This window comes from Yoonia sp., assembly GCF_965660735.1.
Taxonomy (GTDB): domain Bacteria; phylum Pseudomonadota; class Alphaproteobacteria; order Rhodobacterales; family Rhodobacteraceae; genus Yoonia.
In genome coordinates this window covers 56,350-73,292 of sequence record NZ_CBFIBD010000009.1, presented here as the reverse complement: position 1 = coordinate 73,292, position 16,943 = coordinate 56,350, and the positions used below count along the sequence as shown (strand labels likewise).

The following is a 16,943-nucleotide window of genomic DNA, read 5'->3' as shown; positions in this document are numbered from 1 at the left end:
TCGCGCACCGAGGAAGAGGTGGTGGATTACGCCGTGCAGATGTGGCGCGACCTGAAGGGCGACGCACCCTTGCCCGATCATTTCGTTAACGCCCAGACGCTTGCGCCACTGGATCACGTGCGCATGCAGGCCGCCGCACAGAAATGGATCGACAGCAGTATTTCCAAAACCATTAACTGCCCCGCAGACATCGGCTTTGATGATTTCAAGGATGTTTATATGGCTGCATGGGATCAGGGCTGCAAAGGTTGCACGACCTACCGGCCCAACGATGTGACCGGGTCGGTCTTGTCGGTGTCCGAAGAAAAGCCTGATCATCATCTTGCCGAAAATACTCCCGCCGGAGGCTCCGACGCTGCCGGAGGCACGATCTTCGCGTCAGAGGGCGAAGTTGTTTATATGTCCGAACCGCTGGACCGCCCGACCGAACTGGAAGGGGCGACCTACAAGCTGAAATGGCCCGACAGCGAACATGCGATTTATATCACGATCAATGATCTGGTGATCGCGGGGCACCGCCGCCCGTTCGAGGTGTTTATCAATTCCAAGAATATGGAACATTTCGCATGGACCGTGGCACTGACCCGGATGATTTCGGCGGTGTTCCGGCGCGGGGGCGATGTGTCTTTCGTGGTCGAGGAACTGAAAGCCGTGTTCGACCCGCGCGGCGGGGCTTGGATGCAGGGCAAATACGTGCCGTCAATTCTGGCGGCGATCGGCGGCGTGATCGAAAAACACATGGTGTCCATCGGCTTTCTTGCTGGCGAAGGCATGGGCCTAAAGGCCGACCCGCAGGCAGATGTCGTGGCGCTGAACGGTGGACCTCGCGGGAAAAGCTGTTCGGCCTGCGGGTCATATGACCTGCGGATGATCGAAGGGTGCATGACCTGTGCATCCTGCGGCCATTCGAAATGCGGCTAGGGCCGGCTCGCCTCCATTTTGTTCCCGCTCCAATTCGGGGCCATCGGTCGGTTCCATCCCCTTTCTTTCGCGCAAGATAGACCTGTGCTTGGCGTCATGCGCGCGCGCGTGTCTATCGCCCGGCCTTGTGGATTGCGGGCAAATCCATTGGCCAAGGTGGCCCGGTGCCTGCATATTGGGTATAAGTGCGTGTCTGCGATGCTTCTGGTCTGGGCGTTTCTGGGATAGTCGAAACAGGCTGCAGGCGAAATATCAGAAGGCAAATCATGCACAGATCGTTTCTTTATCCAGCAATGCTTGCCTGCAGTGGCCTTCTCCTGTGTGTTCTTGGTGTTGTCAGCCCCGCAGCCTCTATCGCGCAAACACAAATCAAAGAGCCGTCGGTGCCTTTTCTCACACTGCGAAACAGGACCGGCTCTCAGGATCCCGGTCGGTATTTCGGTGATGAACGTAATGGTCTGAAAGCTGGTTGGTGTCGCATCAAAAGTCTTGATCTGAGTGCGATCGGGCCACTGGTTGACGCGGCCCCCGGCTTTATTCGGGAAGAATTCCTGAGCGTCGATCAGGTGACTGAAGCCGATGACACTGTGGTTCTGGACGCGCTGCAACAAAGCGTGGGTGAAGAATCGGCTGTGATCTATGTGCATGGTTTCAATATCAGTTTCGAAAAGGGATGCCGCCGCGCGCTTCTCTTGCGTGAAAATGCAAACCTGAATGGGCGGCTTTTGTGGTTCAGTTGGCCATCAGACGGCGTGCTGAGCAATTACATGCGCGATGAATCCGATTTGTACTGGAGCGTGCCGGATCTCGCCGAAGCGATACTCGAGATGGAGCGTCGCTTTGGTGCTGGCAAAGTCGATGTTGTGGGGCATAGCCTTGGTGCGCGCGGTGTTGTTCTGGCGCTATACGAAGTTGCGAACAGGCAACCAGATATCCAATTGGGGCAAGTTGTCTTGCTGGCACCCGATATGGACTTTCAGATTTTCGAAAGAATTCGCCCGCGTATCCGCCCGGTTGCTACAAATATCACAATCTACGTTACCCAAGGCGATCGGCCACTTGCACTGTCGGAACAACTGCACGGCTATCCACGGCTGGGTGAAGCAGGCAATGACACCTCGCGGCTTGAGGGCGTAGAGGTTATTGATCTCAGCGGTATTGAAGATCGCGATCCCACCGGACACTTGTATCACATTTACAATGCAACTTTGGGTGATGACCTTGGCCAGCTTTTGAATGATGCCAAAAAGGCCGCAGCCCGCGAAAGTCTTACAAGCGCAGGGCGCAATCTTTGGAACCTGGAGGCGGCTGAAGAAACCGATCAGGAATAAGCGCGCAAGTTGACTTTGCAAAATGTCTCCTGACATTCCGCCGCGCAGTTGGATGCATGCATGGGCGGTTCCGAATGTGACGGTGCTACCTCCCGACATTCAGGCGCTGAACCCAACACTGCAAAGCCGTATCGGGCCAGCGGTCCTTCAGATCCCAACGAAAATCACGAACGCCAACGCAATCATCAGCAGAAAGACGGTTTCCGCGATCAGGATTGCACCATAGCTGGGCCTCACCTCGCGAAACTTTGCAAGATTGGTTTTGACGCCAAGGGCGGCAATGGCAATGACAAGACACCAGCGTGACAGCTCTGCCACCAAATCAATGACCGCCTGCGGCAACATACCCGTATTCGCGACAATGGCGAGCACGACGAACACGACAAGAAACCAGGGAAGCGTCACCTTCTGGGTTTGCGCACCGCGGAAGCTGAACATCACCACAAGCATCACGACCGGCAGCAGTGCGACCCGCAGCATTTTCACAAATGTTGCGATGACCCCGGCTTCTTCGCTGATGGAATAACCGGCGCCGACAACCTGCGCGACGTCGTGGATGGTTGCCCCGATCAGAAATCCGCTTTCGACATCGCCCAGGCCCATCGCCTGAAACATCACCGGATAGATGACCATCGCCACAGTCGAAAGCGCGGTCACGGCGATGACGACAAACAGCGTGTCCTGTTCGCGGTCCGGGCGCGGGGGCAGGACGGACGTAATGGCAAGCGCGGCTGAAGCCCCGCAAATTGCGACAGAACCACCTGCCAACAGTCCGAAGGCCATGCGCCGCCCCAAAAGCCGCGACAGGAACGCACCACAGGCGAGGGTGGCCAGAACGAACCCGATAATTGCCACGACAGGGATCAAACCGATGCTTTCCACATCGCCGACACTCAGGCGCAATCCCAAAAGGCCGACACCGAAGCGCAGCAGTGTCTTGGCGGAAAATTCGATCCCCGGTTTGCAGGCAGTGTCCTGCGACAGAAAGTGAAAGGCCATGCCGATCAGCAAGGCAAACAGCATGACGGGCGCACCGTAGTGTTCAGACAGGAAGGTCGCCGCAGCCGCGATGACGACCGCGAGCATGATGCCGCCAAAATAGGGCTGCCCATGATCGCGTATTTTAGAAAGCATCGGCTTTTGTCCTTTGATCAGATGTCAGATTTGGCCTGGACACCGGAAAATGCGATGATCGCATCCGTCAGGACATCCAGCGTGTCGATGATCGGCACGGCGGCCCGCAACTGTTTGCTGACCAACGAAAACTCGGAGCATCCAACGATCACGCAGCGTGCGCCAGATTGAGCGAGCTTGGCGGCTTCCTGTTCCAGCAGGGCAATATCTGCACTGGTCGGGCCCTGCTTTTTGATCCTGCGGATCGATGCCAGAATATCCGTTTCATCCTCTGGAAATGCTGCCTTGATCCCATCTTTTGCCAGCAGGTCGCCGAACAGGCCGGTGGCGTTGGTCGCGGGTGACGCAAGGATGCCAACGGTATCGCCACGCATCAGGCCGGATGCGGCCTGCGCGCAGGCCAGGGCGGGCATGTGCAAAAGCGGAATACCAACAGCCTGCGTGATGGCGGGCGCATAAAGATGCGCGGTGTTGCAGGGCATTGCCAGAGCTTGCGCCCCGGCATTTTCCAGCCGTGCAGCCATCTGCGCAAGGACCGGGCCGGGGTCAGGGCCGTCCTTGGCGATGATATGGCGGATGCGCGACGGCACCTGCGGGTTCATGTCCACGAACATCGGCACATGATCCTGATCGTCCTCGGCGGCCGTGGCCGCAGAGACCCGCTGCATCAGCGCGATGGTCGCCTCGACGCCCATCCCGCCCAGAATACCAACGCGCCGAAATTGGCCAGTGTCACCCGTCACATTGACCGCCAATCAGGACCAGCGGTCAGAAAAGTCAAACGCTGCATCATAACCGAACAGCGCCACCGACCCGCCGGTATGCAAAAAGACGACCCGCTCGCCCTTTTTGAAATGGCCGTTGCGGATCAGATCGATAAAGCCCGCGGCACCCTTGGCCGAATAGACCGGATCCAGCAGGATCGCTTCGAGTTCCGCAAACATGCGAATGGCTTCGATACCACTTTCAGTCGGGATGCCATAGCCTTCGCCGACATAATCCGTGTTGGCCACCACGTCTTCGCGGGCGACGACGCCGGGGCACCCCAGTTTTTCCGCTGTCTTGCAGGCAAGGTTATAGACGTTTTCCTCTTGTTTGGCCTTGGGCGCGCGCACGCCAATCCCCAAAAGCGGGATTTGGGCATTCATCGCCTTGAGACCGGTAATCAGGCCGGCCTGCGTGCCGGCACTGCCGGTGGCGTGGACGATATGGTCGATTTTCATACCGCTGTTGTTGACCTGGTTCAGCATTTCAAAGGCGCAGTTCACATAGCCCAGCGCACCCGTCGGGTTCGAGCCGCCACCGGGGATCGTATAGACCTTCTTGCCATCCGCGCGCATCTGGTCTGCGACCTCTTCTATGACCGCATTAAAGTCCGGGCCAGTGGCGCGTTTTTCGGTTGTGGCACCATGCAGATGGTCCAGCAGCACGTTGCCGTTGTTGTTGTAGTTGGCGTTGTTCGATCCGGTCCGGTCCTCTAGCACGATGTGGCAACCCATGCCCATCTTGGCCGCAAATGCCGCAGTCTGGCGGGCGTGATTGGATTGTGTTGCACCTTGTGTGACGACCATTTCCGCACCCTGCAATTCCGCCTCGGCCATCAGGAATTCCAGCTTGCGCGTCTTGTTGCCGCCGGTGGACATGCCGGTGCAATCGTCCCGCTTGATCCAGATTTCCGGCCCGCCCAGTTCCTTGGTCAGACGGTCAAGGCGTTCCAGCGGAGTGGGAAGATGGGCGAGGAAACGGCGGGGGAAACGGGCCAAATGCATTTCGTGATCCTTAATTTGCTGCAATCTGTCTTTACTCTGCCTGAAACTGCTAATCTAATGCAAATTAGCGCTCTTAAATTGCGCTATGCGCAATTTAAGTCTTGGTGCGGGGGATGTGATGCGGTTGGAATGGATCGAGGATATTCTTGCTGTCCTTGACAGTGGATCCCTTGCGCGGGCTGCGGAACGGCGGCTGGTGACGCAATCCGCGTTCACCCGCCGTGTCCGTCTGATCGAAGAAACCATTGGGACAGAATTGTTTGACCGTCGGCGCAAGCCCATCACATTGATGCCCGGCGTAGAGGCGTTGGCGCCCGAACTGCGCGACCTGAGTCTGCGGCTGCGCAAGATGCGATACAGGCTGAAAGTATCGACGAGCCAGACGGGCGGCATTCTCAGGTTTTCCTGCCAACATGCGATCACGACAACGGTTTCGCCATGGATTGTGCGGGCACTGATGCAGCGAGAGGATATGTCGGTCAGGGTCAGGTCGGGTAACCAGGATGAATGCATGGTGCAGTTGCTGGCGGGCGAGGTTGATTTCGCCGTGATGTACACCGTTCCCGACGATCAGACCGTGAACTTTGAACGTGCATTCGAAGCACGCCAGATCGGCAGTGATGTCCTTGTCCCGGTATGCGCCCCGGGGTTGAAACGCGATGATCCGTTGTCTGAAATTCCAACCATCAGCTATCCGTCTGATGTTTTTCTTGGGCAGGTTTTCGACCGCAAGATCGCGCCGCGCCTAAGGCCTGATATGATGATCGTCACCAAGGCGGAGTGCGCGCTGACACTGGCTGCTTATGAATTTGCGCTTGGCGGGATCGGGGTTGCGTGGCTGCCCCGGTCGCTGGTGGCTGATGCCATTGCACAAGGCAGGCTGGTCACGCTGGAACAGGAATTACCGGTTCAGCCACTTGGCATCAGCGCGATCAGGCTACAAGAAGGCCAGGATAACCGGGACGATATGATTTGGCAGACGATTGTGACCAACCTCGCGCTGCCCGCGCATTTACAAGGCGTCCCAGACCTTGCGGCCGGTCACGTCCAGACGATCGAGTGAACAGAACACCGACAGTGTCAAAGGCGCTTGCCAAGCAGTTCCGCCAACCTGGATCAGCGTGCCGTCGGCGATTTCATCACTGACGGCGCTTTCAGGTAACCAGGCAATGCCGCTGCCCGATAACACCCGTCGTTTGATCGCCTCTGTCAGGGCATCCATATACCGCAGTTTCAGCGGCGGTTTTCGCGTGCCGATCGTCTGATCGACGACAGTGCCCAGAAAACTGCTGGGATCATAGCCCAGATAGGGGATTTCCCTGGCGTCGGTGTCGTCCAGATACCATTGCCCGGCGGTCGCGGCTGCCGTTTCGGCAACGGGAATGAAGGGATCGGTGCCGATGTCCTTGCGGGCGAACAGGTTACCGTCAAATGTGGGCGCCACGTCCTTGTAGCTGTAATACAGCAGGAAGTCGCAATTCGCCTCTAGCAGCAGTTGGCAGCAGGTGCTGAGATTGTCGGAATAGACCCGCACGCGCAGGTCTGGAAACGTCTGTTCAAGATCGGCGATGCGGCGCGTCAGATAATTGACCGAGATTGTGTGCAACACGGCAAACCGCTGGAACGCGGTGCTGCCGCGTTCCTCGGCGCGGATGCTTTGGCGGATGTCGGTCAGGTTCGCGATAGTCGCGCGGGCGACCGGTAAAAATTGGTGCCCTGCGTCTGAAAGTTGGACCGGATAGGTCGACCGTTTGATCAGTGGCACGCCCAGCCAGATTTCAAGCGATTTGATCCGCCGACTGAAAGCCGGTTGCGTGATATTCCGTTCTTCGGCCGCACGCGTAAAGTTCAGGGTGCGACCTAAACAGGCAAAGTCCTGTAGCCAATTGAGATCCATTTGGGTAGGATATCTATCTAAGCCATTGTTGTATAGTAACTATGCAATATCGGAATAATTTAATTCCATGTTTGAATTGGCTTCTTGGAAAACTCTTTCAATACCTTTGGACACAGGTTGAGGCGGCAAAGAAACCATCGCAAGGTCAAAGTTCGCCATATTCAACTGCCCAAATTCGCCAAGAGGCGCCGGTTCCGGACTTACGTCCCATCAAGGCGCTCACCGACAACATGGAGACGAAAATGAAAACGACTTTAAAGACAACCTGCGCTATGACCGCGTTGGGTTTGGCACTGACATCTGGCGCTGCCAACGCCCAGACCACACTGCGCCTGTCCACATATGTGAACGAGGCCGACATCCGCTATCAGGGCTTTCAGTATTTTGCGGAACGTGTCGCCGAAAAGACCGGCGGCAGCGTCAACGTCGAAATCTTTCCATCAAGCACACTGCATGGCTGGTCCGAAGGCGTGGATTCTGTGCAGGGTGGCGTATCTGACATCAGTTGGATCAACGCAGACAACCGTCTGCCCTGCTATGCGGTGACATCACTTTACCCCGCAGAGGTCAGCCTGGAAAATCAGGTGGCAATGGATGCCGCCTATGCCGAACTGATCCGCGAAGAAGCCGCAAATGTGAACCTCGTGCCGCTGATCAACTCTAACTATTCCTACGATCAGGAATGGTGGTTCGAAGAACCGATCGACGATATCGGAAATCTGGACGGTAAACTTGTCCGGTCGATCGGGCCACTGGTCAGCGCAATGATCGAAACCTGGGGCGGAGAGCCGGTGTTCGTCGCACCAAAGGAAGTGTTCCAATCAGCCGAGCGTGGCGTTGTCGACGGTATCAACATGGGCGTCGCGACCTACAGTTCATGGAAGCTGTGGACGGTCATGCCTTACATGGTCAACGCCAACCTGTTCTACGGCAACATCCAGTATATGATGAACAAGGAAAAGTTCGATGCGCTGACGGCGGGTGAACAGGCCGCGCTGACTGCGGCTGCGACCGAAACCGAAACATGGTTGCAGCCGCTTTATGAGGCTTGGGTGGATCAGCAGGTCGGCAATGCCGTCATGCAGGGCGGTGGCGCTGCGGTGTCGATTGCCGACGATCAGCGCGCCAGCCTGATTGCAAGCGTCAAAGGCAAATGGGACCCCACGGTCGATGCAGCATGCGGTGCCGATCTTGCCGGCGACATTCGTGACCTGCTGGCCAGCAACGCTCCCTAAGGCTGGCCGGACGATGGGTGGGCGGTCAGCATGCAACATGCGGTCCGCCTGCCTTTTGATCTTATGAAACGGGGGTTTAGATGGACCGGAAACTTGACCTGTTGATCGGTGTGGTCGAACGCATTGTCGTTTGGGCCGCCGGGATAGGTGGCCTTATCGTCCTGATCCAGATGGTCTGGATCTCTTACGGTGTGTTTGTGCGCTACGGGCTGGGCAAACCTGACCGGATGGTTACCGAAGCGACAGCACTGTTGCTGTTTCCTGTGGCCTTTGCCGGTCTGGCCTACGCCATGCGCGAAGATGCCTATCCCAAGGTCACGATGCTGACCGACAGGTTTGGTCCCGCCGCCCGAAAGATTTTCGATGTGGTCAACAATGTGCTGATGCTGGGGGTGGGGCTGTTTTTCTCTTACGCCGGGATCAGCGCCACGATCCGGGCTTTCAACTCGGGTGTCGCATCGGAAATCCTGCACTGGCCGCGTTATCTTTTCTGGGCGCCCGGCGCCTGCGCGCTTAGCCTGTTTTCCCTTTATGCAGCACTGCGGCTGGTTCGGTTGATCCGAACACCGGCCATCTAAGGAGACCGCCATGGAATGGTATACTGTTGGTTTGGGTCTCCTCGGGCTCTTGATGCTGTTTATCGTGATCGGTCTGCCGATCCCCTTTGCGCTTGCTGCCGCCTCGCTGCCGTTCTTGTGGGATATCCAGGGTTGGAGCACGTCCATCGTCTCTGCCGAATTGAAACTCTGGGGTGTCTGGATCGACTATATCCTGCTTGCCGTTCCCTTGTTCGTATTTCTGGGGGAATTGATCGGCAAATCGAATATCGGCCCGAACCTTTATCAATTCCTGCATCAGGGCGTGCGGATCAAAGGGTCTGCCGCCTATGGGTCCATCGGGGCAAGTGCCGGTTTCGGGGCGGTCTGCGGGTCTTCGATGGTTGGCGCACTGACGATTGGCGGCGTTGCCCTGCCTGAAATGCTGCGGCTTGGCTATGGCAAACGGCTGTCCAGCGGGGTGCTGGCCGCAGGGGGGACGCTGTCCGTTCTGATCCCGCCCAGCCTGATCCTGCTGTTTTATGGGATTGTGACCGACCAAAGCATCGGTGATCTGTTTATCGCAGGGGTGGTCCCGGGGATTCTTCTGGTCACGAGCTTTGTCGTGGTCGTGCTGGTCTGGGGCATTCTAAAACCCGAAGACATCCCGGCCCGCGAAGACGCGGCAAAGATGCCGCTGATGATGATCTTCAACACCGTCGGGCCGGTCCTGCTGATCGGTCTTGTGATTACCGTTGCCATCTATGCCGGGATCGCCACCCCGACAGAGGCAGCCGCCGTAGCGGCATTGTTGACGGTCGTGCTGGCATTCGGTGTCGGCGGTCTGACATGGCAGGGGTTCAAGGCCGCACTTTTTGCGACCATGCGCACCATGGGCTATCTGGGTCTGCTGTTGTCGGCGGGCGTGTTGTTCGGTTTCGTGCTGACCTATTACCGGGTGCCGCAGCAATTCACCGAACTGTTCCTGTCGTTCGACTTGTCACCGACGACAGTGCTGATGATCGTTCTGGTGTTCTACATCATCCTTGGCATGTTTCTTGAACCCGTCTCGATGACCTTTATCACCCTGCCAACGATATATCCGTTGATGGATGCCGCCGGGTTCGATCTGATCTGGTTTGGTGTGGTCTACACAATCACGATGGAAATCGCCGTGCTGACACCGCCGGTGGGGCTGAACCTATATGTCATTCAGGCCATCAGCCGCGATCAGGTCACCATCGGTGATGTCATCATGGGCTGCCTGCCGTTCATCGCGATGATGGTGCTGCTGATCGCGGTGCTGATTGCGATGCCCGATCTCGCGCTTTGGCTGCCGGAGCAGATGCAGTGAACCCCGCGACGGTGTTGCCACATCAGCGCGCCGGCGCAGGTGTGCCGCTGGTGCTGGTCCATGGATACCTTGGCGGATCACAGCAATGGGCCCAGGAAATCGCCCATTTCAGCGCCCATTTCGACGTGATCGCACCCGCATTGCCGGGGTTCGCAGAGGCATCGGAATTGCATGCCTGCAACCGGATCGGGGATATGGCGGATGCTGTCATTGCGCTGCTTGATGACCTGCAGGTAACCGAATTCATCCTGCTGGGTCATTCAATGGGCGGCATGATTGCACAGGAAATGGCCGCGAAGGTTGGTGACCGCGTGCTGGGACTGATCCTTTATGGAACAGGGCCGGTTGGGTTGTTGCCTGACCGGTTTGAACCCATTGATGTTTCCCGCGAAAGGCTGATCGCCGAAGGTGTTGAAAAGACGTCCCGGCGCATTTCGGCCACATGGTTTCGCGAGGGGGAAAAAGCCACTGGTTTTGAACTGGTGGCAGGGATCGGATCTGCGACCAGTCGCGAAGCAGCACTTGCGGGACTTGATGCGATGGCGCATTGGGATGGTCGCGGTGCGTTGCAGGCGCTTACCATGCCCACCCTCATCTTGTGGGGCGAGTTGGATCAATCCTATCGCTGGAGCCAGATCGAACTGCTTTGGCGCACGCTTCCCAATGCGCAGCTTGCTGTCATTCCCGGCGCGTCACACGCAACCAGTCTGGAAAAGCCACATTTGTTCAACGCTGTTCTCGAGGACTTCTTGCGCGTTCTGTAAGATTGCAGAATATGAAAATCCGTTTGCCGTCAGTAACCGTGGGACCGATTTGAAGTTCTCGTAAATAAGGGTTTGCGGTGGAAAAATTGCCGGCGCTCCGACATGTCCCGCAACCGGTTTCCAACACGCGGCCCTGTTTGATTGGGCGTCAGGTATCTTGCAGACCACCCCTTTCTGGCGATGATTGTGATGATCGGTTCGCATCCGACAGACCAAGACGTTCCAGCAAATCTGTCCTGTTGGCGGCAATATCTGCGACGCTCAGATCATCCAGCACAGCCATGAACGCCGCCGTCGCCTGTTGCAATGCGACTGACAGCTTGCAAATGCCACGCAATTTGCAGGTGTTGCGCTGGGGATTGAAACATTCGACCACGTCAAGCGGCCCTTCCGTCAGGCGCACAACGTCGCCGACGATCATGTCGCCCGCCGGGCGCGCCAACCTCAGCCCGCCTTTGGGACCACGCACAGTGTCAATATAGCCCGCCTGCGCAAGTTGATGGACGATCTTTGTGAGATGGGCGCGGTTGATGCGGTGCGCCCGTGCAATATCGTCGATCCGCACCAGATCTGGCGCGCGGATCGCGGCCATCTGCAAGGTCCGCAAAGCATAATTTGTATAGCTGGTCAGTTTCAAATCGTTCTCCGGCCGGGGGTGTGACAACGCGTCCCATATCGAAACTTGCATGTCAGGCAAGGTCAGTCTAATCATTCATAAAAAATATATCAATAAAAAGGTTCCCCTATGTTCGGTTTGGAAGCGATAGAGCTGGCGCGGATCCAGTTCGCCTTTACTGTATCTTTCCACATTATCTTTCCGGCGTTCTCGATCGGTCTGGCAAGCTATCTGGCGGTCCTGAACGGATTGCACCTGTGGACCGGCAAAGACATCTACCTGCGCCTGTTCAACTACTGGAAAACGATTTTTGCCGTGGCGTTCGGTATGGGTGTCGTGTCGGGCATCGTCATGTCTTATCAATTCGGCACCAACTGGTCGGTGTTTTCCGACAAGGCCGGGCCCGTGGTCGGCCCGTTGATGGGCTACGAGGTGCTGTCGGCCTTTTTCCTAGAGGCCGGATTTCTGGGCGTCATGCTGTTCGGCCGAGAGAAGGTGGGGCAAAAGGCGCATTTCTTTGCCACCCTGATGGTGGCCATCGGCACATTGGGGTCGGCGTTCTGGATTCTGTCGGTCAATAGCTGGATGCAGACACCGCAGGGACACGGCGTCAACGAACTGGGACAGTTCGTGCCGCTGGACTGGTGGGCCATCGTGTTCAATCCCTCCTTTCCTTACCGGCTGGTGCATATGGTGCTGGCGGCCTATTTGACCACGGCATTGGTCGTGGGGGCTGTGGGTGCGCTGCATCTGCTGCGCGACCGTGCCAATCAGGGTGCGCGGGTGATGTTTTCCATGGCCATGGGCATGCTGATCGTCGTGGCGCCGCTTCAGATTGTTGCGGGTGACTTTCACGGCTTGAACACGCTGGAACACCAGCCCGCGAAAATCGCCGCGATGGAGGGACATTTCGATCCACATCCTGACGGCGGTGCCGCGTTGATCCTGTTCGGAATCCCCAATACCGGAACAGAAACCGTGGATTACAAGATTGAGATTCCGAACCTGTCGTCGCTGATCCTGACACATGACCTGACATCGCCCTTGCCGGGTCTGACGGATTTTCCCGTCGATGAACGCCCGCCCGTCGGCATCGTGTTCTGGTCGTTCCGGGTGATGGTGGGATTGGGTTTTGCGATGCTGGGCCTGGGCATCTGGGCGCTGGTCCTACGGATACGCGGGACGCTGTATGACCGCAAATGGCTGCACCGCGCCGCGATCGCGATGGGGCCAATGGGTTTTGTCGCGGTGCTTGCAGGGTGGATCACAACCGAAGTGGGCCGCCAGCCGTGGACCGTTTATGGCCTGCTGTCCACCAACGACAGCGTCGCCCCGGTCGAGGCTGCTGCCGTCGCATCATCACTGGTCGCGTTCATCGTGGTCTATTTCACGCTGTTCGGGGCAGGGACCTTTTACATCCTGCGACTGATGAACAATCGGCTGGAGGATCGCATCCCACTCAAGTCAATCGGTCCGGTCCGCACGGCGGGGACTACCCGCGCCCATGCGGCCGACGACAAACTTACACCGGCGGAGCAATAAAAATGGTTTTTGACCTTGCATTTATCTGGGCCGGGCTGATTGCCTTTGCCGTGCTGGCCTATGTCATCCTTGACGGGTTCGACCTTGGGGTCGGCATCCTGTTCCCCCTTCTGCGGACCGAATCCGAAAAGGATCTTGCAATGAATACCGTTGCCCCCGTCTGGGACGGCAATGAAACATGGCTGGTGCTGGGGGGCGGTGGCTTGTTCGCTGTTTTCCCGCTTGCCTATGCGGTGGTCATGCCTGCGCTTTACGTGCCGATCATCGTGATGTTGCTGGCGCTGGTTTTTCGCGGCGTGGCCTTTGAATTCCGCTGGCGCACCAAGCGCGGCAAGTTCCTTTGGGATATTTCCTTTGCCTTTGGCAGCATCATGGCGGCATTTGCCCAAGGTATCGCCCTTGGTGCGCTGGTGCAGGGTATTGCTGTCGAAGGGCGCGCATATTCAGGCGGCAATTGGGACTGGCTGACACCTTTTTCGATCCTGACCGGTGTGGCCCTTGTCGCCGCATATGCGCTGATGGGCGCGACATGGCTGGTGATGAAAACCGATGGTCCGGTCCGGCAAGTGGCACGGCGCATGGCAACCTGGGCCGGCGGCACGACACTGGCGCTTGTCGGGGCAGTCAGCCTGATCACCCCGTTCCTCAACCCGCTTTATCTGGATCGCTGGTTCGGCTTTCCCAACGTCTTGTTTACCGTGCTGGTGCCCGCAGCGATCCTTGTAGCGGCATTCGTCTTTGTCAAAGGTCTGCGCGATCAGCGGGACGCCTGGCCATTTCTGGCGACGATTGCACTGTTCGTGCTGTCGTTCATCGGGCTGGGGATCAGTTTCTATCCCTATATGGTGCCACCCGCACTGACGATCTGGGATGTCGCGGCGCCGGATGAGAGCCTGTGGTTCCTGTTGGCCGGTGCGTTGGTTCTGGTGCCGATGATCCTGGCCTATACCGCTTATGCCTATTGGGTGTTCCGCGGCAAGGTCGACCCGGCGGGGGGATATCATTGATGTCATCCGCCCTGCGCAAATCGCTTTGGTTCGTCGCGCTTTGGCTGGGTGGGGTGGGCACGTTGGCCATCGTTGCGCTGATCATCCGTGCGATCATATTTTGACAACCCACCGGGCCAGGCAAGCAACATCAAAGCCTTACTGACAGCCGCCCCACCTGATGCCGCTGCCCGCACGGGCAGCGGCATCATGATGCGATTCAGGTGCACATGCGACGAAGATACTGTGCCTTCTATGAAGCGCGTCTGGGGCTAGCCGCCGGTTTGGCCGCCGGGAAACGCAAATTCACGCATCATGTCACGGTCAGCTTCAGTCCGACTGCAAAAGGTATTCGTTTGTGAACCACGTCGACACATCAGGCTTTGCATCAAGCAGCCTGCCGTCTTCGCCCCGCATGATGCCGGCACCAAACAGAAAGCCGGTCATATCGGCGAACATCGCGTCGTCGATCATGCCAACGGGTTCACCGGGGTCTTGCAGATAGCCGCCATCCACCAAGGCCGCCATCGAGGCATGCACCAGATCGGGATTCGTCAGCATCCCCGAGGTTTCCGCGATCAGCATCTCTGCGGCTTGCCGGGGGTTGTTGGCCGCAAAATCATAACCGCGTTGCGCGGCCTGCACAAAGGCGCGGGCCGTATCCGGGTTTTGCGCAAGCCACGTGCCGTTGCCGCCCAGAAATGTGGTGTGCTGGTCCGGCACACCGTAATCGGCATAGCGGAATGCGCGCTGGGGGCGGTTCAACAGAACAGAGTTCACACCTTCCCACGTACTGACCTCAAGCGTGAAATCGACGCTGCCATTGGCCAGCGCCTCGTATGCCGATGTGCCAAGCGTGACGGTATCGAAAACACCCGCGCCGCCGTCATTGCGGATGATCGTTGAAATCAACGCGTTTTCCCACGCACTGCCAAAGCCTGCATAGATCATGCCGTCCAGATCTGCGGGGCGCTGGATGTCGTCACGGTCGCCGTTGAAAACCACGCGTCCGGTTTCATGCTGAACAACCGCCATGACGGCGGTCATATCGGCCCCCGTCGCGCGCTGGCTGTGGAACCCGACCGCACTCAGAATACCGAATTCCGCCACACCTGCCGCCACCAACGTGCCTGATGATGTGTCGGTGTAGGGCAGGATATCCACATCAAGTCCGGCGTCGTCGAACCAGCCTTGCGACTGCGCCACATAGAGGCCGACGTGGTTCGTGTTGGGTGTCCAGTCCAGCGCGACGCTGAGTTTTTCCTGCGCCGTGGCAGGCAAAGCCAACGCGAGCAGGGCTGCGGTGATGATGTGTCTCATAAAGTCTCTCCGGTTTGGTTAAGTAGAATTTCAAGTAATTGCGCCTCGATGGCATGGGCTTCGGCGCTGACTGGGTGTCCAAGGCGCGGACGTGGCGCAGACACATGCACTTGTGCGATGACGCAGGCCGGACGGCGCGAGAGGACATAGATGCGATCCGACAGCGCCACTGCCTCGCGGACGTCATGGGTGACCAGCAGGGTTGTCCAGCGCGCCGCGCGCCACCGCTTTTCGAACCATGCTTGCATGTGGGTCCGCGTCAGTGCGTCCAATGCGCCGAATGGTTCATCCAACAGCTGCACGGGTCTGTTCTGGGCGATGGTCCGCAAAAGGGCTGCGCGCTGGCGCATGCCGCCGGACAGCTGGGCGGGATAATGGCGAGCAAAACCCTCTAGTCCGAACTCTGCCAATAGCGGCGAAACCTGCGCGCGTGCTTCCTTGCGGCGGATGCCCTGCACCTCCAGGCCCAAGGTCAGATTGTCGATGATCCGCCGCCATGGCATCAACGCATCGCGCTGCGGCATGAAGCCGAACGCCTGGCGGGTCGCGGACAGCGGCAGACCGTTGCAGGTGATCGTGCCGCAGCCGTGCTGCACAGCACCTGTCAGAAGGCGGAAAATGGTCGATTTGCCAGCGCCCGACGGGCCAAGGATCGACACGAATTCACCCTTGGCCACGTGCATTGAAATATCATCCAGCACCGCCGAGCCGCCCAGGGTGACGCTGACGTTTTTGATATCCAGAGCGTTCATCTGCTGTCCCCCACGTCGCGCCAGCGCAACACCACGCGTTGCACCAGCGCCGTGATGGCAAACAGCACGAGGGTCAGCGCCGAACTGATCACCACAGCCGCCAGCACAAGATCGGGGCGAAAGCTGTTTTTCGCGTTCAGGATCACGATGCCCAGACCGGCGCGCGCGCCGACATATTCCGCGAAAATGGCAGCGACGACCGCATAGGTGATCGAAATGCGCAGACCGGCAAAGAAATACGGCATCGCGGATGGAAACCGTGCGCTGCGAAATATCTGGCCGCGCGTGGCGCCCATCGACCGCATCAAATCCTGAATTTCGGGGTCCGTCCCGGTGTAACCATCTACAAGGGCCACCAGCATGGGAAAGAAAGTCACAAGCGCCACCAAAAGAACCTTGGGCGTCAGATCGAACCCGAACCACAGCACCACCAAGGGCGCGATGGCGACCAGCGGCAATGTCTGGCTCACCACAAAGATCGGGAACAGCGCACGGCGCACGCGCGGCATGAAATCCAGCACGACCGACAGGCCGAAGGCCACGGTCAGCGACAAGGAAAATCCAGCAAAGGTGGCTTGCAGCGTCGGCACCGTGTTGTCCCATAACAGGGCACGGTTCAGCACGATCTGGTCCAGCACCCGCGACGGCGCGGGCAGCATCAGCGGGGAAATACCCGACAAACGGACGTAAAATTCCCAGATCAGAAAGGCGCTGACCACACTTATGACGGCAGGGATACCGCGGGCCAGACCTCTGCCGGGGCGGCGAGGTACATCGGATTGCATC

The 16,943-nt window shown here is 58.1% G+C and carries 18 protein-coding genes; 10 read left to right on the top strand and 8 right to left on the bottom strand.

All coding sequences use genetic code 11. From position 1 onward, the window contains the following. Together ACTG4B_RS05895 and ACTG4B_RS05890 are read left to right on the top strand one after the other, a co-directional pair. The coding region (locus ACTG4B_RS05895) for a TSCPD domain-containing protein (RefSeq protein WP_439154761.1) at positions 1 to 921 on the top strand (921 nt) is incomplete at its 5' end. A gap of 185 nt (positions 922 to 1,106) precedes the next feature. Further along, complete coding sequence (locus tag ACTG4B_RS05890) at positions 1,107 to 2,252, top strand: alpha/beta hydrolase (RefSeq protein WP_439154760.1); 1,146 nt, start codon at positions 1,107 to 1,109, stop codon at positions 2,250 to 2,252. Between the two features lie 147 nt (positions 2,253 to 2,399). Here ACTG4B_RS05890 and ACTG4B_RS05885 read toward each other — a convergent pair whose 3' ends face one another. From ACTG4B_RS05885 to ACTG4B_RS05875, 3 genes are read right to left on the bottom strand one after another with little or no spacing between them, the layout of a single operon-like run. Beyond that, entirely contained in the window at positions 2,400 to 3,386 is a 987-nt protein-coding gene (locus tag ACTG4B_RS05885) for a YeiH family protein (protein ID WP_439154759.1), read from the bottom strand. Positions 3,387 to 3,403: 17 nt separating this feature from the next. Continuing rightward, positions 3,404 to 4,129 (bottom strand): aspartate/glutamate racemase family protein, encoded by a 726-nt coding sequence (locus tag ACTG4B_RS05880; RefSeq protein WP_439154758.1) that lies wholly within the window; start codon positions 4,127 to 4,129, stop codon positions 3,404 to 3,406. Between the two features lie 12 nt (positions 4,130 to 4,141). Beyond that, positions 4,142 to 5,155, bottom strand: coding sequence for a D-cysteine desulfhydrase (locus ACTG4B_RS05875; protein WP_439154757.1), 1,014 nt, complete (start codon positions 5,153 to 5,155; stop codon positions 4,142 to 4,144). A gap of 118 nt (positions 5,156 to 5,273) precedes the next feature. Between ACTG4B_RS05875 and ACTG4B_RS05870 the strand changes: the two genes are divergently transcribed. Continuing rightward, a complete protein-coding gene (locus ACTG4B_RS05870) occupies positions 5,274 to 6,218 on the top strand; it encodes a LysR family transcriptional regulator (protein WP_439154756.1) in 945 nt (314 codons plus the stop codon). On the opposite strand, the gene ACTG4B_RS05865 is transcribed toward ACTG4B_RS05870, so the two are convergent. Then, complete coding sequence (locus ACTG4B_RS05865; protein ID WP_439154755.1) at positions 6,168 to 7,052, bottom strand: LysR family transcriptional regulator; 885 nt, start codon at positions 7,050 to 7,052, stop codon at positions 6,168 to 6,170. The two genes, ACTG4B_RS05870 and ACTG4B_RS05865, sit on opposite strands and share 51 nt — an antisense overlap. Before the next feature lie 242 nt (positions 7,053 to 7,294). Here ACTG4B_RS05865 and dctP point away from each other — a divergent pair, with 242 nt between their 5' ends. The 4 genes from dctP to ACTG4B_RS05845 all read left to right on the top strand — a co-directional run bounded on the left by dctP (position 7,295) and on the right by ACTG4B_RS05845 (position 10,941). Then, entirely contained in the window at positions 7,295 to 8,287 is a 993-nt protein-coding gene (gene dctP, locus ACTG4B_RS05860; RefSeq protein ID WP_439154754.1) for a TRAP transporter substrate-binding protein DctP, read from the top strand. An 80-nt stretch (positions 8,288 to 8,367) separates the two neighbouring features. Then, on the top strand, positions 8,368 to 8,865 hold the full coding sequence (locus tag ACTG4B_RS05855) for a TRAP transporter small permease (RefSeq protein WP_439154753.1): 498 nt from the start codon (positions 8,368 to 8,370) through the stop codon (positions 8,863 to 8,865). A 10-nt stretch (positions 8,866 to 8,875) separates the two neighbouring features. Next, positions 8,876 to 10,177 carry a TRAP transporter large permease gene (locus tag ACTG4B_RS05850; RefSeq protein WP_439154752.1) on the top strand — a complete coding sequence of 434 codons (1,302 nt, stop codon included), beginning with the start codon at positions 8,876 to 8,878 and terminating at the stop codon, positions 10,175 to 10,177. Beyond that, positions 10,174 to 10,941: an alpha/beta fold hydrolase gene (locus tag ACTG4B_RS05845; RefSeq protein WP_439154751.1), complete on the top strand. Its 768-nt coding sequence runs from the start codon at positions 10,174 to 10,176 to the stop codon at positions 10,939 to 10,941. The genes ACTG4B_RS05850 and ACTG4B_RS05845 overlap by 4 nt, the downstream gene beginning before the upstream one ends. Positions 10,942 to 11,089: 148 nt before the next feature. Here ACTG4B_RS05845 and ACTG4B_RS05840 read toward each other — a convergent pair whose 3' ends face one another. Then, the gene (locus ACTG4B_RS05840) at positions 11,090 to 11,578 is read right to left on the bottom strand and encodes an RrF2 family transcriptional regulator (RefSeq protein ID WP_439154750.1); all 489 of its coding nucleotides are present in this window, start codon (positions 11,576 to 11,578) and stop codon (positions 11,090 to 11,092) included. A gap of 108 nt (positions 11,579 to 11,686) precedes the next feature. Here ACTG4B_RS05840 and ACTG4B_RS05835 point away from each other — a divergent pair, with 108 nt between their 5' ends. Genes ACTG4B_RS05835 through ACTG4B_RS05825 form a run of 3 tightly spaced genes read left to right on the top strand, consistent with a single transcriptional unit; the run spans position 11,687 to position 14,210 of the window. Beyond that, entirely contained in the window at positions 11,687 to 13,099 is a 1,413-nt protein-coding gene (locus ACTG4B_RS05835; RefSeq protein WP_439154749.1) for a cytochrome ubiquinol oxidase subunit I, read from the top strand. Positions 13,100 to 13,101: 2 nt separating this feature from the next. Next, positions 13,102 to 14,106 carry a cytochrome d ubiquinol oxidase subunit II gene (gene cydB, locus ACTG4B_RS05830; RefSeq protein WP_439154748.1) on the top strand — a complete coding sequence of 335 codons (1,005 nt, stop codon included), beginning with the start codon at positions 13,102 to 13,104 and terminating at the stop codon, positions 14,104 to 14,106. Then, entirely contained in the window at positions 14,106 to 14,210 is a 105-nt protein-coding gene (locus ACTG4B_RS05825; RefSeq protein WP_439154747.1) for a DUF2474 domain-containing protein, read from the top strand. The genes cydB and ACTG4B_RS05825 overlap by 1 nt, the downstream gene beginning before the upstream one ends. 205 nt (positions 14,211 to 14,415) lie before the next feature. Here ACTG4B_RS05825 and ACTG4B_RS05820 read toward each other — a convergent pair whose 3' ends face one another. The 3 genes from ACTG4B_RS05820 to ACTG4B_RS05810 are packed head-to-tail and all read right to left on the bottom strand — an operon-like array spanning position 14,416 to position 16,942. Continuing rightward, entirely contained in the window at positions 14,416 to 15,405 is a 990-nt protein-coding gene (locus tag ACTG4B_RS05820) for an ABC transporter substrate-binding protein (RefSeq protein ID WP_439154746.1), read from the bottom strand. Next, entirely contained in the window at positions 15,402 to 16,157 is a 756-nt protein-coding gene (locus tag ACTG4B_RS05815; RefSeq protein ID WP_439154745.1) for an ABC transporter ATP-binding protein, read from the bottom strand. The genes ACTG4B_RS05820 and ACTG4B_RS05815 overlap by 4 nt, the downstream gene beginning before the upstream one ends. After that, entirely contained in the window at positions 16,154 to 16,942 is a 789-nt protein-coding gene (locus tag ACTG4B_RS05810) for an ABC transporter permease (protein ID WP_439154744.1), read from the bottom strand. Before ACTG4B_RS05810 ends, ACTG4B_RS05815 begins: the two co-directional genes overlap by 4 nt. Between the last annotated feature and the right edge of the window lies 1 nt (position 16,943).

Coding starts and splice junctions, on each gene's coding strand:
- ACTG4B_RS05850 (WP_439154752.1), top strand. CDS start 8,876: ATGGAATGGTATACTGTTGGTTTGGGTCTCCTCGGGCTCTTGATGCTG.
- ACTG4B_RS05825 (WP_439154747.1), top strand. CDS start 14,106: ATGTCATCCGCCCTGCGCAAATCGCTTTGGTTCGTCGCGCTTTGGCTG.
- ACTG4B_RS05875 (WP_439154757.1), bottom strand. CDS start 5,155: ATGCATTTGGCCCGTTTCCCCCGCCGTTTCCTCGCCCATCTTCCCACT.
- ACTG4B_RS05820 (WP_439154746.1), bottom strand. CDS start 15,405: ATGAGACACATCATCACCGCAGCCCTGCTCGCGTTGGCTTTGCCTGCC.
- dctP (WP_439154754.1), top strand. CDS start 7,295: ATGAAAACGACTTTAAAGACAACCTGCGCTATGACCGCGTTGGGTTTG.
- ACTG4B_RS05855 (WP_439154753.1), top strand. CDS start 8,368: ATGGACCGGAAACTTGACCTGTTGATCGGTGTGGTCGAACGCATTGTC.
- cydB (WP_439154748.1), top strand. CDS start 13,102: ATGGTTTTTGACCTTGCATTTATCTGGGCCGGGCTGATTGCCTTTGCC.
- ACTG4B_RS05810 (WP_439154744.1), bottom strand. CDS start 16,942: ATGCAATCCGATGTACCTCGCCGCCCCGGCAGAGGTCTGGCCCGCGGT.
- ACTG4B_RS05835 (WP_439154749.1), top strand. CDS start 11,687: ATGTTCGGTTTGGAAGCGATAGAGCTGGCGCGGATCCAGTTCGCCTTT.
- ACTG4B_RS05885 (WP_439154759.1), bottom strand. CDS start 3,386: ATGCTTTCTAAAATACGCGATCATGGGCAGCCCTATTTTGGCGGCATC.
- ACTG4B_RS05870 (WP_439154756.1), top strand. CDS start 5,274: ATGCGGTTGGAATGGATCGAGGATATTCTTGCTGTCCTTGACAGTGGA.
- ACTG4B_RS05815 (WP_439154745.1), bottom strand. CDS start 16,157: ATGAACGCTCTGGATATCAAAAACGTCAGCGTCACCCTGGGCGGCTCG.
- ACTG4B_RS05865 (WP_439154755.1), bottom strand. CDS start 7,052: ATGGATCTCAATTGGCTACAGGACTTTGCCTGTTTAGGTCGCACCCTG.